Annotated in this window: 1 protein-coding gene (only partly in view); it reads right to left on the bottom strand. The window is 70.7% G+C overall.

Every position in this 16,595-nt window falls within one protein-coding gene, locus tag A5780_RS32645, for a non-ribosomal peptide synthetase (protein ID WP_064911031.1), read on the bottom strand. The gene is 44,046 nt long; 14,772 of those nucleotides lie to the left of the window and 12,679 to its right, leaving coding positions 12,680-29,274 in view — codons 4,227 (partial) to 9,758 (complete); the first complete codon in reading order (the gene reads right to left) occupies window positions 16,591-16,593. Both the start codon and the stop codon lie outside the window.

Below are 16,595 nucleotides of genomic sequence, written 5' to 3'. Positions count from 1 at the left end.
GAGCGGGCTGTCCGCGGTGGTCAGCACGCAGACCGGGTTCGCGGTCGCCAGCACGTATTCGGTGCGCTCGGCCGGATGGTCGGGGTCCAGCGGCACATAGCCGCCGCCGGCGACCGTCACCGCGTACATGCCGATCACCAGTTCCAGCGAACGCCGCATATGCAGCGCCACCAGCGAATCCGGGCCCACGCCCTGCTCGATCAGGTAGCGGGCGAGCCGGTTCACCCGGGCCGCCAACTCGCCGTAGGACAGAGTTGTCCCCTCGAACGTCAGCGCCGGCTCGTCGGGATCGAGTTCGACCTGCCGATCGAACATCGAGGCCAGCGTCAGCGCGACGGTACCGGCCGCCCGGCCGAGAACGACGCGGTCGACGTCGTAGGCGGTGGCGTTCCAGTTGTCGACGATGGTGCGCCGCTCGACGGTGTCGAGCAGGTCGATATCGCCGAGCGCGGCGGCGGGGTCCGCGGTCACCGCGTCCAGCATCCGGACCAGGCGATCGGCGAAGGCCGCGACCGTCCGGGCATCGAACATGTCGGTGGCGTAGGCCAATTCGGCCGACATGCCTTCGGCGGAACCGTCGGCGGCGAAGCGCTCGGTGAGGTTCAGGTGCAGATCGAATTTCGCGGTCAGCACATCCAGTGGCAGGCCGCTGACCTCCAGCTCCGGCAGCGCGAACGAGGCCTCGCCGGTGTTCTGGAACGACAGCATCACCTGGAACAGCGGATGCCTCGCCTGCGAACGCGCCGGATTCAGAATCTCCACCAGCCGCTCGAACGGCAGATCCGCATGTCCGAACGCGGCGAGATCGGATTCCTTGGTGCGCGCGAGCAATTCGGTGAACGACATCGCCGGATCGACACTGCTGCGCAGCACCAGCGTGTTGACGAACATGCCGATGGCATCGTCGAGCGCGGCCTCGCCACGGCCCGCGACCGCAGTGCCGATGGCCAGATCGTCACTGCCGGACAACCGCGCCAGCAGTGCCGCGAAGGCCGCGTGCGTGACCATGAACAGGCTGGCGCCGTGGGTGCGGGCCAGCGCGTTGAGCCGGTGTACCAACTCGGCGTCGAGCGAGAATTCGTGCACGCCACCGCGATACGTGGCGACCGCGGGTCGCGGACGGTCGGCGGGCAGATCCAGCTGGTCTGGCAGACCGGCCAGATGCTGCGACCAGTACGACACCTGCTGGGCGATCAGCGATTCCGGATCGTCCTCGGAACCGAGCGTTTCGCGCTGCCACAGGGCGTAATCGGCGTACTGCACCGGCAGCGGCGCCCAGCCCGGCGCGGCGCCCTGCGAGCGCGCCGCGTAGGCGAGCATCACATCGCGGGCCAGCGGCCGCACCGACCAGCCGTCACCGGAGATGTGGTGGACGACGAAGACCAGCACGTAGTCCGGCGCCGGCTCACCCGCGCCGTTGCCGCTCGCATGTTCGACGCGGAACAGCTTGGCGCGCACCGGAACCGCGGCGGTGACGTCGAAGCCGGTGAGGACCAGTTCGCGCACCCGCTCGGGCAGTTGCGCCTCGGTCACCGGTTCGGCGTCCAGTTCCACCGCGTCGCGGTCGGCGGGCAGGATCACCTGCACGCCCTGGCCCTCGGAGGTTTCCGGGTAGACCGTGCGCAGCACCTCGTGGCGTTCGATCACATCCGCGACGGCCTCGCGCAGGGCGTCGACGTCGAGCGCACCGGTGAGCCGGACCGCCATCGGGATGTTGTTGACCGCGCTGGCGGTGTCGAAGCGGTTGAGGAACCACATCCGCTGCTGTGCCAGCGAGAGCGGAATCTCCTCCGGTCGCGGTCCCGCGACCAGGGCGCGGCGGCCACCGGACCCGGCATGGGTCTCCAGCCGGGCGGCGAGCGCCGCCACGGTCGGCGCCTCGAACAGGGTCCGCACCGGGATGCGGGTGTTCAGCGCCTGGCCCAGGCGGGCCACCACCTGGGTGGCGATCAGCGAGTTGCCGCCCAGTTCGAAGAAGTCGTAGTCGAGACCGACCGGCCGGGCCTCGGTGTCGATGCCCAGCACCTCGGCGATGGTGGCGGCGACGATCTCCTCGACGGGTGTGGTCGGGGCGCGGAATTCCCGTGCCTCGAATTCCGGTGCGGGCAGCGCGCGCCGGTCCAGCTTGCCGTTCGCGCTCAGCGGCAGGGCGTCGAGCACGACGATCGCGGCCGGAACCATATAGGAGGGCAGCCGCGCCGCCAGTTGCGCGCGGATCGCGTCGAGATCGAGTTCTCCGGCGCCGGCGGCGGGCACGACATAGCCGACCAGCTGCTCGCCGATCCGCTCGTCGGAGCGCACCACGGCCACCGCCTGCGCGACCGAATCCTGTGCGGTGAGCGCGGATTCGATCTCGCCGAGCTCGATGCGCAGACCGCGCAACTTCACCTGGAAGTCGGTGCGGCCCAGATATTCGATGGCCCCGTCGGCGCCGCGGCGCACCAGGTCACCGGTGCGGTACATGCGGGAACCGCTGCCGCCGAACGGATTCGCGACGAAGCGGTCCGCGGTCAGGTCGGTGCGGCCGAAGTAGCCGCGCGCCAGCTGAGCGCCGGCCAGATACAGCTCACCGGCGACGCCGGCCGGAACCGGATGCAGCCGCGCGTCCAGGATGTAGGCCTGCGCGTTCCACACCGGCAGGCCGATCGGCACGGCTCCCGCGATATCCGCGGCGACCGGCATGGCGGTGGCGTGCACGGTGAACTCGGTGGGGCCGTACAGGTTGTGCAGTTCGGCGGTGCCGATGCGGCGGTAGGCCTGCGCGGCGTCGGCGGTGAACGCCTCACCCGCGATGAGCAGGGTGCGCAGCGAGGACACCTCGGCCGCGGTCCCGGCGTGCACGCTGTCGGAGAACACCGACAGCATCGACGGCACGAACGAGGTCATCGTGACCTGCTGGGCCGCGATCACCTCGGCGAGATAGCCGGGATCGCGATGGCCGTCCGGCGCGGCGATCACCAGGCGCGCGCCGGTGGCGGTCGCGCCGAACAGCTCCCACACCGACACGTCGAAGGTCGGCGGCGTCTTGAACAGCACCACCTCACCCGCGCCGATGCCGTATTCGGTGGTGATCCAGCGAATCTGGTTCACCACCGCGGCCTGCGAGACCGCCACACCCTTCGGCCGCCCGGTGGAACCGGAGGTGAAGATCACGTAGGCGAGGTGCTCCGGCCGCAGCGGGGCACGCCGTTCGGTGTCGTCGAGTTCGCCGTCCGCGTAGCCGGACAGATCCAGCTCGTCGATGCGCACGGCGGTTGCCGCACCCTCGAGCGCGCGGTCGATGTCCGCGCCGTCGCGTGCGGTGGTGAGCACGGCGATCGGTGCGGCGGTGTCGACCACGTAGCGAATGCGTTCACCCGGCTGTTCCAGATCCAGCGGCACGTAGGCGCCACCGGCCTCCAACACCGCGTAGGTGGCCACCACCAGGTCGAGCGAACGCCGCATGCCCAGTGCCACCCGGGCATCCGGGCCCACACCGGCCTCGACCAGATATCGGCCGAGTCGCTGGGCCCGCGCCGCGAATTCGGCGTAGGTCAGCGTGATGCCGGCCTCGGGGTCGACGACCGCGACCGCGTCCGGGGTCTGTTCGACCTGGGCGTGGAAATCGGCCAGCAGGGTGGTGGCGCCTTCGCGACGCACCGGCAGATGACGTGCCGTGTTGTTCCAGCCACGCAGTTCGCGCGCCGCCTCGGCGGGAGCGAGCAGATCGATGTCGCCCACCCGGGCCGCCGGTTCGGCGACCACGGCGGTCAGCACCCGCACCAGGCGATCGGCGAAGCCGGCGATCGTCTCGTCGTCGAAAAGATCGGTGGCGTAGACGAATTCGGCGGTGATACCGCCGGCCGCGGTGGTGCCGTCGGCCGTCTCGGCGGTCTCCTCGGTGAGCACCAGCTGCAGATCGAACTTCGCGGTATCGATCGGCAGTTCCACACCGCTGACCGTCAGTCCCGGCAGTTCCAGGGCGTTCTGGCCGGTGTTCTGGAACGACAGCATCACCTGGAACAGCGGATGCCGCGCCTGCGAACGGGCCGGGTTCAGAATCTCTACCAGCCGCTCGAACGGCAGATCCGCATGTCCGAAGGCGGCGATGTCGGTGCTGCGCACCGACTGCAGCAGATCGGTGAAGCTCGCACCGCCGTCGATCTCGGTCCGCAACACCAGGGTGTTGACGAACATGCCGATCAGATCGTCGAGCGCGCGCTCACCGCGGCCGGCCACCGGCGTACCGATGGCGATATCGGCCTCCCCGCTCAGCCGCGACAGCACCAGTGCCAGCGCCGCGTGGGTGACCATGAACATGGTCGCCCCGCGGGTGCGGGCCAGTTCGGCGAGGCGGGCGTGCACGTCGGCGTCGATGTGGAAGGTGTGCGTCGCGCCGCGGCCGGAGGCGACCGCCGGACGCGGCCGGTCGGCGGGCAGATCGAGCTGTTCGGGCAGTCCGCGCAGCGCGTCGCGCCAGTAGTCGATCTGGTCCGCGATCACCGATTCCGGATCGTCCTCGCGGCCGAGCACCTCGCGCTGCCAGAGCGCGAAGTCGGCGTACTGCACCGGCAGCGGCGCCCAGGCCGGTTCGCCGCCCTCGACGCGCGCACCGTAGGCGGTCATCACGTCGCGGGTCAGCGGGCCCATCGAGAAGCCGTCGGCGGAGATGTGGTGCACCACCAGGGCCAGCACGTGCTCGGTCGGGCTGACCTCGAACAGCCGGGCCCGGAACGGCACCTCGACGGTGACATCGAAGCCGGTGCCGACCAGCTCCGAAATCCGTTGCGGCAGTTCGGCTTCGGTGACGTCGATCGGCGTGAGATCGGGAATGACCTTCGAGGTCGGCACGATCTCCTGGTACGCGGTCCCGTCCACCTCGGGGTAGCGGGTGCGCAGCGATTCGTGGCGCGCCAGCACATCGGCGACCGCGATCTGCAGTGCCTGCCGGTCCAGCAGGCCCGACAGCCGGACCGCGGCCGGGATGTTGTCCACCGCGGATTCGGGATCGAAGCGGTTGAGGAACCACATCCGCTGCTGCGCCAGCGACAGCGGCACCAGCTCGGGCCGGTGCTGCGGCACCAGCGCCGCGCGACCACCGGCGCCGGAACGGGTTTCGGCCCGCGCCGCCAGGCCGGCGACGGTGGAGGCCTCGAAGATCTCGCGCACACCCAGCTGGGTGTCCAGGGCCGAGGACAACCGGGCCGCCACCTGGGTGGCGATCAGCGAGTTGCCGCCGAGGGCGAAGAAGTCGTCGTCCAGGCCGACCCGGTCCACGCCGAGCACCTCGGCGAAGGTGCCCGCGACGATCTGCTCCACCGGGGTGACCGGCGCGCGGAACACCGCCGCCTCGAACACCGGTGCGGGCAGCGCCTTGCGGTCCAGCTTGCCGGACGCGTTGAGCGGGAATTCGTCGAGGACCATCACCAGCGCGGGCACCATGTAGCCCGGCAGCTGCCGGCCCAGTTCCTCGCGCACCGCTTCGGCGTCGACCGGAAGTCCCGGCGTGGCAACGACATACGCCACCAGCTGGTCACCGGTGTGCTGGTCGCCGCGGACCACCACGACGGCCCGGTCGATCTCGTCGAGCCCGGTCAGCGCCGTCTCGATCTCGCCGAGCTCGATGCGCAGGCCGCGCAACTTCACCTGGAAGTCGGTGCGGCCCAGGTAATCCAGTTCACCCTGTTCGTTCCAGGCCACCAGGTCACCGGTGCGGTACATCCGTTCGCCGGCCGGAGCACGACCGGCGGGCCCGGAGGCGGTAGCGGAGCGTGACCACGCAGGGCCCTCGGGAGTGCCCCCATCCGACACAGCGAACGGGTTGGCCACGAACCGATCCGAAGTCAGATCCGGACGCGTCACGTAGCCGTGCGCGAGCTGGGCGCCCGCCAGATACAGCTCACCCGCGACACCCACCGGAACCGGCCGCAGGCGTGAATCCAGCACGTAGACACGGGTGTTGAAGACCGGGCGGCCGATCGGCACGGAATCGACATCGGCATCGGTCACCTCGTGATAGGTGACGTCGACCGCGGCCTCGGTGGGGCCGTACAGGTTGTGCAGCGCGGCGCCGGTGAGCTCGCGCAGACGCTGCGCCGACTTGGGCGCCAGCGCCTCGCCGGAGGCGAACACCAGGCGCAGGGTGGTGCATTGCGCGGCCGCCGCCTCGGCGACGAAGACCGCCAGCATCGACGGCACGAAGTGCGTGACGGTGACGCCTTCGCCGACGATCACCTCGGCCAGGTAGGCCGGATCGCGATGGCCGTCGGGCCGGGCCACCACCAGCCGCGCGCCGATCTGCAAGGGCCAGAAGAACTCCCACACCGACACGTCGAAGGTCGCGGGCGTCTTCTGCAGCACCACGTCGGCGGGCGTGAGACCGTATTCGGCCTGCATCCACGCCAGCCGGTTGACGATCGCCGCGTGCGGCACCGCGACGCCCTTGGGGCGGCCGGTGGAACCGGAGGTGAAGATCACGTACGCGGTGTTGGCCGGGCGCAGCGGGCCGCGGCGCTCGGCGTCGGCGATCGGGTCGATCGAGTAGCCCGACAGGTCCAGCAGATCGATGCGCACCTGCGCGGTGTCGATCTCGAGGTCGTCGCCGGAGGTCAGCACACAGACCGGATCCGCGGTGGCCAGGATGTATTCGGTGCGCTCGGCCGGATGGTCCGGATCCAGCGGCACATAGGCGCCACCGGCGGCGGTCACGGCGTACATGCCGACCACCAAGTCGAGCGAACGCCGCATACCGAGTGCCACGAAGGTGTCCGGGCCGACGCCGCGCTCGATCAGCCAGCGGGCCAGTGCGTGCACCCGGGCCGCGAAGTCGGCGTAGGACAGACCTGTCCCCTCGAAGCTCACCGCGGTGGCGTCGGGCGTGCGCTCCACCTGGGCCTCGAACAGCGAGACCAGGGTGGCCGAGCCGTCGACCTCGTGGTCGGTCGAATTCCATTGCGACACTACGAGTTCGCGTTCGGCGGGCTCGAGCAGTTCGATATCGCCGGCGCCGATCGCGGGCTCGCCCACGATGGTGGTGAGCACCCGCAGCAGCCGGTCGGCGATGCGGCGCACCGCGTTCTCGTCGAACAGATCGCGCAGGTAACCGGCCCGGATCCGCAGTGTTCGATCGGCGGTCGCCCGGGGCCCTACGTGGTTACGCGAGCTGCCGCCTTCGGGCCCGTCGTCCGACCGCGGTGTGGAACCCAGCGAGGCGATCAGGCTCAGCGGATAGTGGGTGGCGTCGGTGGCCTCGAGTCCGGCCACCGCCATACCGTCGATATCGGCGGCCTGACGCTGAATGCCCTCGGCATCCACCGGATAGGACTCGAACACCACCAGGGTGTCGAACAGTCCGCCGACGCCGATCGCGTCCTGGATATCGGCCAGACCGAGGTAGTGGTGATCGAGCAGATCCGCCTGCTCGCCCTGCACCCGGGTGAGCAGCTGCTCGGCGGATTCGGCGGCGTCCAGGCGCACCCGCACCGGCACGGTGTTGATGAACAGGCCGACCATGGATTCGACCCCGGCCAACTCCGGCGGGCGGCCCGAGACGGTGGTGCCGAACACCACGTCGTCGCGGCCGGTCATGCGACCCAGCACGATGCCCCAGGCCGTCTGTAGCACCGTGTTGGCCGTGACGCCGAGGCGCGCGGCGAATTCGGTCAGCCGCGCGGTCTGCGCGGAGTCGAGTTCGAAGACGTACTCGTCCGACAGCGCCGTGATCTCGCGACCGGCGTCGGGGCGCGCCAGCAGGGTCGGTTCGGAGATGCCGTCGAGGGCATCGGTCCATGCCGCCAGCGAGCCCGAATGATCCTGCTGGGCAACCCATTCCAGGAAGTGCCGGTAGGAGCGCACCGCCGGCAGCGCGCCGGAGTCGGCGTGCGTGGCGTAGAGCACCAGCAGATCCCGCATGAGCAGCGGCATCGACCAGCCGTCGAGCAGGATGTGGTGGTTCGAGACGACCAGCGACCAGCGCTGCTCGGCCACCCGGATCAGGGTGAACCGGATCAGCGGCGGCGCGGCCAGGTCGAAGCGGCGGGTCCGGTCGGCCTCGATCAGATCGGCGGCCTCGCCGGTCTCGCGGCGGTCGTGTTCGGCCCAGGTCGCCCGCACGCCGTCCAGCACGACCTGCACCGGATGGCCCTGTGCGTCGGTGACGAAGGCCGTGCGCAGCGTCTCGTACCGATCGATCAGAGCCTGTGCGGCACTGCGCAACCGGGCCGGATCGACGCGGCCGGTGAGGTCGAGGACGGCCTGACCGGTGTAGACGTCGACGGAGGCGGCGGCCAGTTCGGCGTGGAACAGCAGACCGGCCTGCAGCGAGGACAGCGGCCACACCTGCGAGATCTCGCCGAAGCGCCGCTCCCAGCCGTCGATATCGCTCTGGCCGACGCGCACCAGCGGGAAGTCCGACGGGGTGTGCCCACCCGCACCGGCCGATTCCGCGTGCCGCGCAACGGCTTCCAGCGCCCGCGTCCAGAGTTCGCCGAATTCACGTACGGCGTCGGCGTCGAGCAGCGTGGTCGGATAGCCGATCCGCGCGGTCAGCCGGTCGCCGACCACGATGGCGTTGATGTCCAGCGGCGCCATCGCCGGCATATCGGCGTCGTAGTCGCCGGCCAGTTCGCCGAGTTCCGGGGCGGGAATCCAGCCGAAGCCGCGCAGCGCCTCGGGCACCGCGTTGTCGGAGACCCGGCCCAGATAGTTGAAGCTCACCTGGCCCGGCATCTGCTCGGGCAGCCGGTCGGCGGTGCGCGGGTTCAGGTAGCGCAGCATGCCGTAGCCGAGGCCCTTGTCGGGCACGGCCAGCAGCTGTTCCTTGACCGCCTTCACGACCCGGCCCATCGCCGGGCCACCGGTCAGCGCCGCGTCGATGTCGAGACCCGACAGGTCGAAGCGGACCGGGAAGATCGCGGTGAACCAGCCGACCGTGCGGGACAGATCCGCGCCCGGGACGACGTCCTCTTCGCGGCCGTGGCCCTCGAGGCGCACCAGCGCACTGTCGGCCCGCTCGTCCGAACCGGCGTGCGCGGCACGCCATTTCGCGACGGCCAGCACCAGCGCGGCCAGCAGGCCGTCGTTGATTCCACCGTGGTAGAGCGCCGGCACGGCCGTCAGCAGGGCCTTGGTGACCTCGGGCGAGACCTCCACCTCGACCTTGCCCGCGACCCCGGCCACATCGACGGCGGGATCGAACGGCCGCTCGGTGAGCAGCGGATCCGGACCGTCGACGACCGCACGCCACCAGTCGAGTTCGTCGTCGCGCTCGGCGGCCGCCCGCTCGAGCGCATGCGACCAGGTGCGCATGCTGGTCGGCGGTGCGGCCAGCTCCGGCGTCTGCCCGGCCGAGAGCTGTCCCCAGGCGGTGACGAAGTCGGGCACCAGGATGCGCCAGGACACACCGTCGATGACGAGGTGGTGGGCGACCACGATCAGGCGTCCGGTCCGGTCGGCGGCCGAGGGCTCCAGCCAGGCGAAGCGCACGACCACCCCGGCCTCCGGATCGAGCCGGTCCAGGCTCGCGTCCAGGGCCGCGGTCGCGATCTCGAACAGCTCCGAATCGGTTGCGGCGGGGTCGAACTCGGTGCGATCGAGCAGTGATGCGATATCGACGGTGCCCGGCGCGGCGGTCTCCACGATCCATTCCGCACCCGCGTGCCGGCGCAGCCGCGCCCGCAGCATGTCGTGGCGGTCCACGACGGCGGCGACGGTGGCGAGCAATCCGGCCCGGTCGATGCCGATCGGCAGTTCCAGGGCCAGCGCCTGATGGAACCGGCCGAACGAACCGGACCGCTCCACCATGAACCGGGCCACCGGAGTCAGCGGCATGGTGCCGACACCGCCACCCGGCAGCTCGGCCAGCACGGGCACCGAATCACCCTGTCCGGCAGCGGATTCGGCGACCATCGCCAGTCCGGACACGGTGCGCTGTTCGAACACGTCACGCGGGCTGAACACCACACCGCGCGCCTTGGCCCGCGACACCAGCTGAATGGAGACGATCGAGTCACCACCCAGTGCGAAGAACGAATCGTCGATGCCGACGCGCTCGATGCCCAGCACCTCGGCGAACACCTCGGCGATGGCCTGCTCGACCGGCGTCCGCGGCGCGCGGAAGGCGGTGTCGGTGGCGAACTCCGGCTCCGGCAGCGCCTTGCGATCCAGCTTGCCGGCCGGGGTCAGCGGCACCCGGTCGATGACCATGATCGACGAGGGCACCATGTAGCCGGGCAGCCGCTGTTCCAGATGGGCCGTCACATCGGCGACATCGATCGGCTCACCGGGGACCGCGACGACATACGACACCAGCGAGGTGGCGCCCGCGCCGCGGGTGTGGCCCACGGTCACCGCGAAATCCACGGCGTCGTGGGCGGTGAGCGCCGCGTCGATCTCGCCGAGTTCGATGCGGAAGCCGCGCACCTTGACCTGGAAGTCGGAGCGGCCGACGTATTCGACCTCACCGGTGTGGTTCCACCGCACCACGTCACCCGTGCGGTACATCCGCTGCCCGGGCGCGTAGGGGTTGGCCACGAAGCGCTCGGCGGTCAGGCTCGCCCGCGCGTGATAGCCGCGGGCCAGCTGCACACCGGACAGATACAGCTCACCCGCGACACCCACCGGAACCGGGCGCAACCGGGCGTCGAGGACCAGCGACTGCATACCGCGGATCGGACCGCCGATGGTGACCGGATCGCCCGCGGCCAGCGGATCGCTGATGTTGGTGGCGATGGTCGCCTCGGTCGGACCGTAGGCGTTGTGGAACCGGCGCGGCGACCCGTCGGGGGTCACCGACCACTTGGCGACCTGTTCGGCGGTGACCGCCTCACCACCGGCGATGACGACCCGCATCCCGGCCAGATCGGCGGGATCGAGGGTGGCCAGCACCGACGGGGTGATCAGGGCGTGGGTGACGCCCTCGCGGGCGATCAGCTCACCGAGTTCGCTGCCGCCGTAGGTACCCGGCGGCACCACGACCAGCGCACCGCCCGCACCGACGGCGAGCAGGAATTCCAGGATCGAGGCGTCGAAGCTCGGCGAGGCGAAATGCAGTGCGCGCGAATCGGAGTCGAGCCGGTAGCGCTCGTTCTGCTCGGCGCGGAAGTTCGCCAGACCGGCATGGGTGACCACCACGCCCTTGGGCACACCGGTGGAACCGGACGTGTAGATGACGTAGGCCGGATGGTCGACGCGCAGCGGGCGGACCCGGTCGGCGTCGGTGATCGCGGCGGCGTCGTAGCCGTCGAGTTCGATCTCGTCGAGAACCAGCCAGTCCACCGACTCCGGCAGATCGTCGCGCACCGCGGCCACGGTCAGGCCGACGGGCGAACCCGAATCGGTGACCATGTGATCGATGCGGTCGGCCGGGTACGCGGGGTCGATCGGCACGAACGCCGCACCCGACTTGGTCACCGCCCATTCGGCCAGATAGCTCTCGGCCGAGCGCGGTACGGCCACCGCGACCAGGTCCTCGGTCCCGATCCCGCGCTCGATCAGCAAGCGCGCCAGGCGATTCGACCGCTCGTCGAGTTCGCGGTAGGTGAGGGTGCGCCCGTCGGCGATCACCGCGGGAGCCTGCGGGTCGCGGGTCGCGGCCTCGGCCAGCATCTGCGGCAGGGTCGACGCCGCGACCGCCGGACCGCCCGTGCGCGCGAGCAGGTCGGCGCGCTCGGAGGCCTCGAGGATGTCGACCGCGCCGACGGCGATGCGCGGATCGGTGGCGACCGCGCGCAGCACCCGGATCCAGCGATCGGCGATCTCGGAGGCGGTCTGCTCGTCGAACAGATCGGTGGCGTAGACGAGGTTCAACGCCATGCCGTTGGCGGCCGCGCCGTCGGCGTCGCCGACCCGTTCCGACAGCGTGAACTGCAGGTCGAAGCGGGCGATGTTCTCCTCCCGCTCGACCGTGGACACGGTCAGGCCCGGCAGCTCGAGGCTCGCGCGGTCGAGGTTCTGGAAGGCCAGCATCACCTGGAACAGCGGGTTGCGGGCCTGCGAGCGCTCCGGCGCCAGCAGTTCCACCAGCCGCTCGAACGGCACGTCGGCATTGCCGAAGGCCTCGAGGTCGGTGTGGCGGACCCGCTCCAGCAGTCCGGTGAACGACTCGTCGGGGTCGATGCCGGTCCGCAACACCAGGGTGTTGACGAACATGCCGACCAGATCGTCGAGCGCGGCCTCACCGCGGCCGGCGATCGGGGTGCCGACGGCGATGTCGTCGGTGCCCGACAGATGTCCCAGCAGCACCGCCAGGGCCGCGTGCATCACCATGAACAGCGACGAACCCTGTTCGCGCGCAACGCCTTCCAGCGCGCCGATGAGTTCCGGCGTCAAAGTGCGATGCAGTTCGGCGCCGCGCAGCGAGGCGATCGCCGGGCGCGGGCGGTCGGCGGGCAGGGCCAGCTCTTCCGGAATTCCGGACAGCGAGCGCTGCCAGTAGTCGACCTGGCGGGCCAGCAGCGACTGCGGATCGTCCTCCGAGCCCAGCACCTCGCGCTGCCAGATCGCGAAATCGGCGTACTGCACCTCGAGCGGCGCCCAGCCGGGGGCGCTGCCCTGGGTGCGGGCGGTGTAGGCGGTCATCACGTCGCGCGCCAGCGGGGTCATCGAGAACCCGTCCGCGGCGATATGGTGCACGACCACGACCAGCACGTGTTCGTCGCTGTGCACCTGGAACAGCCGGGCGCGCAGCGGAACCTGTTCGGCGACATCGAATCCCGCGGAGGCGAAATCCGTCACCGCGGTGGTCAGATCGGCGTCCGAGACCGGGTAGGCGCGCAGATCCAGCACGATCTGCTCGGCCGGCACCACCAGCTGCATCGGCGTGCCGCCGTGCTCCGGATAGCGGGTGCGCAGCGACTCGTGCCGGCGCACCACGTCGAAGACGGCCAATTCCAGTGCGGCCGTGTCGAGTTCACCGGACAGCCGGACCACCAGCGGCAGGTTGTAGGCCGCCGAGGAGGTGTCGTACTGGTTCAGGAACCACATGCGCTGCTGCGCGAACGACAGCGGCACCGGTTCCGCGGCGGCGCGCGGACGCGCGATCAGGCGCGGGCGCGCCTCGCCGCCGGTGTGGGTTTCCAGCCGTGCGGCCAGCGACTCCACGGTCGAGGCCTCGAACAGCGCGCGCACACCCACCGTCGTCCCCAGCGCCGCCCCGACGCGGGAGACGACGCGGGTGGCGATGAGCGAGTTGCCGCCGAGCTCGAAGAAGTCGTCGTCGAGCCCGACCCGTTCCACGTCGAGCACCTCGGCGAAGACCGCGGCCACGATCTCCTGCACCGGGGTCTCCGCGGCGCGGAAGGCGCGCGACTGCACCGCGGGGGCGGGCAGGGCGCGGCGGTCCAGTTTGCCGTTGACGGTCAGCGGAATGCGGTCCAGCACCACGAATGCCGAGGGCACCATGTACGCGGGCAGCCGTTCGGCCGCACCGTCGCGCACGACGTCCAGCGCCGGTTCGGTCCGACCGGCCGGGGGCACCACATAGGCGACGATGCGCTGGTCGCCCGGCTGATCCTCGCGCACGACGACGGCGGCCTGCGCGATCCCGGGCTGTGCCAGCACCGCGGCCTCGATCTCGCCGAGTTCGATGCGGAAGCCGCGCACCTTGACCTGGTCGTCGGCGCGGCCCAGATATTCCAGTTCCCCGAAGCGGTTCCAGCGCGCCACGTCACCGGAGCGGTACAGCAGCGTGCCGGGCTCGCCCAGCGGATCGGCGACGAAGCGGGCGGCGGTCAGATCCGGGCGGCCCAGGTAGCCGCGCGCCAATTGCGGACCGGCGACATACATCTCGCCGGCGACGCCGACCGGAACCGGATGCAGCCGGTCGTCGAGGACGTACACCCGCAGTCCGGCGATGGCCCGGCCGACCACCGAACCCGTTGCCGCGGCGATGGTTTCGGCGTCGAGCACCCGGTGCGAGACATGCACCGTGGTCTCGGTGATGCCGTACATGTTGACCAGGCGCGGCGCGGTGTCGCCGTGGCGGGCCACCCAGTCCGCGAGCCGGCGCAGCTCCAGCGCCTCACCGCCGAAGACCACGTAGCGCAGGGCCAGCGGCTGCCCACCGGCCAGGCGATCGGCCTCGGCCAGCTGATAGAACGCCGACGGGGTCTGGTTGAGCACCGTCACACGTTCGCGGCGCAGCAGTTCCAGGAACTGCTCGGGCGAGCGCGAGGTGTAGTAGTCGACCACGACCAGCGTGCCGCCGAACAGCAGCGGGCCCCAGATCTCCCACACCGAGAAGTCGAAGGCGAAGGAGTGGAACATCGTCCACACGTCCTCGGCGCCGAAGCCGAATTCGCGATCGGTATTGGCGAACAGCCGCACGACGTTGCGGTGCGCGACCGCCACGCCCTTGGGGCGTCCGGTCGAGCCGGAGGTGTAGATGACGTAGGCGATATTGCTCGCCGACATCGGGGCGTTGCGATCGGCATCGGTGATCGGGCCCTCACCCGCGTCCACCAATTCCGGTGTCTCCGCGCCGAATCCGTCCATCAGGACGGTCGGCAGGCCGGCCGGCAGCTCCACCTCGGTGCTGCCGTCCACGATCACCCCGGCCGGACGCGAATCCGCGAGCACGTAGGCGATGCGTTCGGCCGGATAGCTCGGATCGATCGGCACATAACCCGCGCCGGATTTCACGACCGCCAGCAGAGCCACGACCAGATCCAGCGAACGCGGCAGCACCACCGCGACCAATGTCTCGGGGCCGGCGCCGTCGGCGATCAGCCTGCGCGCCAACTGGTTCGCGCGCCGATCCAGCTCCTCGTAGGTGAGCTGATCGGCGCCGAACTTCGCCGCCACCCGGTCGCCGTGCTCGGCGACCGCGGCGTCGAACAGATCCGACAGCGTCACGGCCCGGTCCGCGAACCGTCCGGTGCCGCCGTCCGCACCCGCCGAGACCCAGCGCTGCGAGACGTCCAGCCGTTCGCCCTCGCCGAGTAGATCGATATCGCCCACCACCGTGGCGGCGGCGGTCTCGGTGACACTGTCCGCGGTGGAGCTGCCCTCGGTGACGCTGCGCAGGATCCGCAGCAGGCGGTCGGAGAAAGCGGCGACGGTCTCGGGATCGAACAGATCGGTGGCGTAGTTCCACGACAGCGCCAGCCCGGCGCCGTCGGCGGCGTCGCCGACGGTCAGCTGGATATCGAATTTCGCCATTCCCGGATCGGCGTCGACGACCGCGAGATCCAGGCCGGGCAGGGCGACCGTGGTGGCGTCGCGCTGTCCGGTGGCCTCGAAGGTCAACGCCACCTGGAACAGCGGGTGATGCGCCTGGGAACGCACCGGGCTGAGCACGTCGACCAGCCGCTCGAACGGCACGTCGGCGTTGGCGAAGGCCGCCAGGTCGGTCCGGCGCACCTCGGTGAGCAGTTCGGCGAACGTCGCGTCCGGGCGCACCGGAGTGCGCAGCACCAACGTGTTGACGAACATGCCGATCAGATCGTCGAGCGCGCGTTCACCGCGGCCCGCGATCGGCGTGCCGATGGCGATGTCGGTACTGCCCGACAACCGCGCCGCCCAGGTGGCCAGGGCCGCGTGCATCAGCATGAACAGCGTCACGCCGTGGGCGCGCGCGTAGTCGGTGAGCCGCGCGTGCAGATCGGCGTCGATCGAGAACTCGTGTGTCGCACCGGCATTGGTGGCGATCTCCGGGCGCGGACGATCGGCCGGCAGTTCGATCTGCTCGGGCAGATCGCGCAATTGCTCGGACCAGTAGGCGATCTGGCGGGCGGCGACCGATTCCGGATCGTCCTCGGCGCCGAGCACCTCGCGCTGCCACAGCGCGTAGTCGGCGTACTGCACCGGCAGCGGCGCCCACTGCGGGGCCTCGCCGCGCGAGCGCTCGGAGTAGGCGGCGACCACATCGCGCAGCAGCGGGCGCAGCGAGAAGCCGTCCCCGGCGATGTGGTGCATGACCAGCACGACCACGTGGTCGCGCGGGCCGAGCTCGAGCAGGGTGGCCCGGAACGGGACCTCGGCGGTCACGTCGAAGAAGACGTTGACCAATTCCGCCACGCGCGAGGGCAATTCGCCGGCGTCCACCGATTCGACGGCGAGTTCGACACCGGCGGCGCGCGCGGACAGCACCCGCTGGTAACCGTCACCGGCCACCTCCGGGTACACGGTGCGCAGCGATTCGTGCCGCGCGACCACGTCACGCACGGCCGCGGCGAAGGCCTCGCGGTCCAGCGCGCCGGTCAGCCGGATCGCGACCGGGATGTTGTTCACCGCGGTGCGGTTGTCGAACCGGTTGAGGAACCACATCCGCTGCTGGGCCGGGGAGAGCGGCACCAGCTGCGCGGTCTCACCGTCCGGCAGCGCGACGGGCTCGGGCCGCGGCTGCGCGGTCAGCGCGAGCCGCCCGCCCTGTCCCGCTTGGGTTTCCAGGCGCGCGGCCAGGGCCGCCACCGTGGAGGCCTCGAACAGGGTGCGGACCCCGACCTCGGTGTCGAGCGCCGCGCCCAGCCGGGCCGCGACCTGGGTGGCGAGCAGCGAGTTGCCGCCCAGTTCGAAGAAGTCGTCGTCCAGGCCCACCCGGTCCAGGCCGAGAATCTCGGCGATCACATCGGCGACGGACTGTTCCACCGAGGTGCTGGGCGCGCGGAACACCTTGGCCG

This window comes from Nocardia sp. 852002-20019_SCH5090214 (assembly GCF_001665865.1).
Lineage (GTDB): Bacteria > Actinomycetota > Actinomycetes > Mycobacteriales > Mycobacteriaceae > Nocardia > Nocardia nova.
Note: the sequence above shows the minus strand (reverse complement) of the source record. Positions and strands in the feature narration are given on the sequence as shown.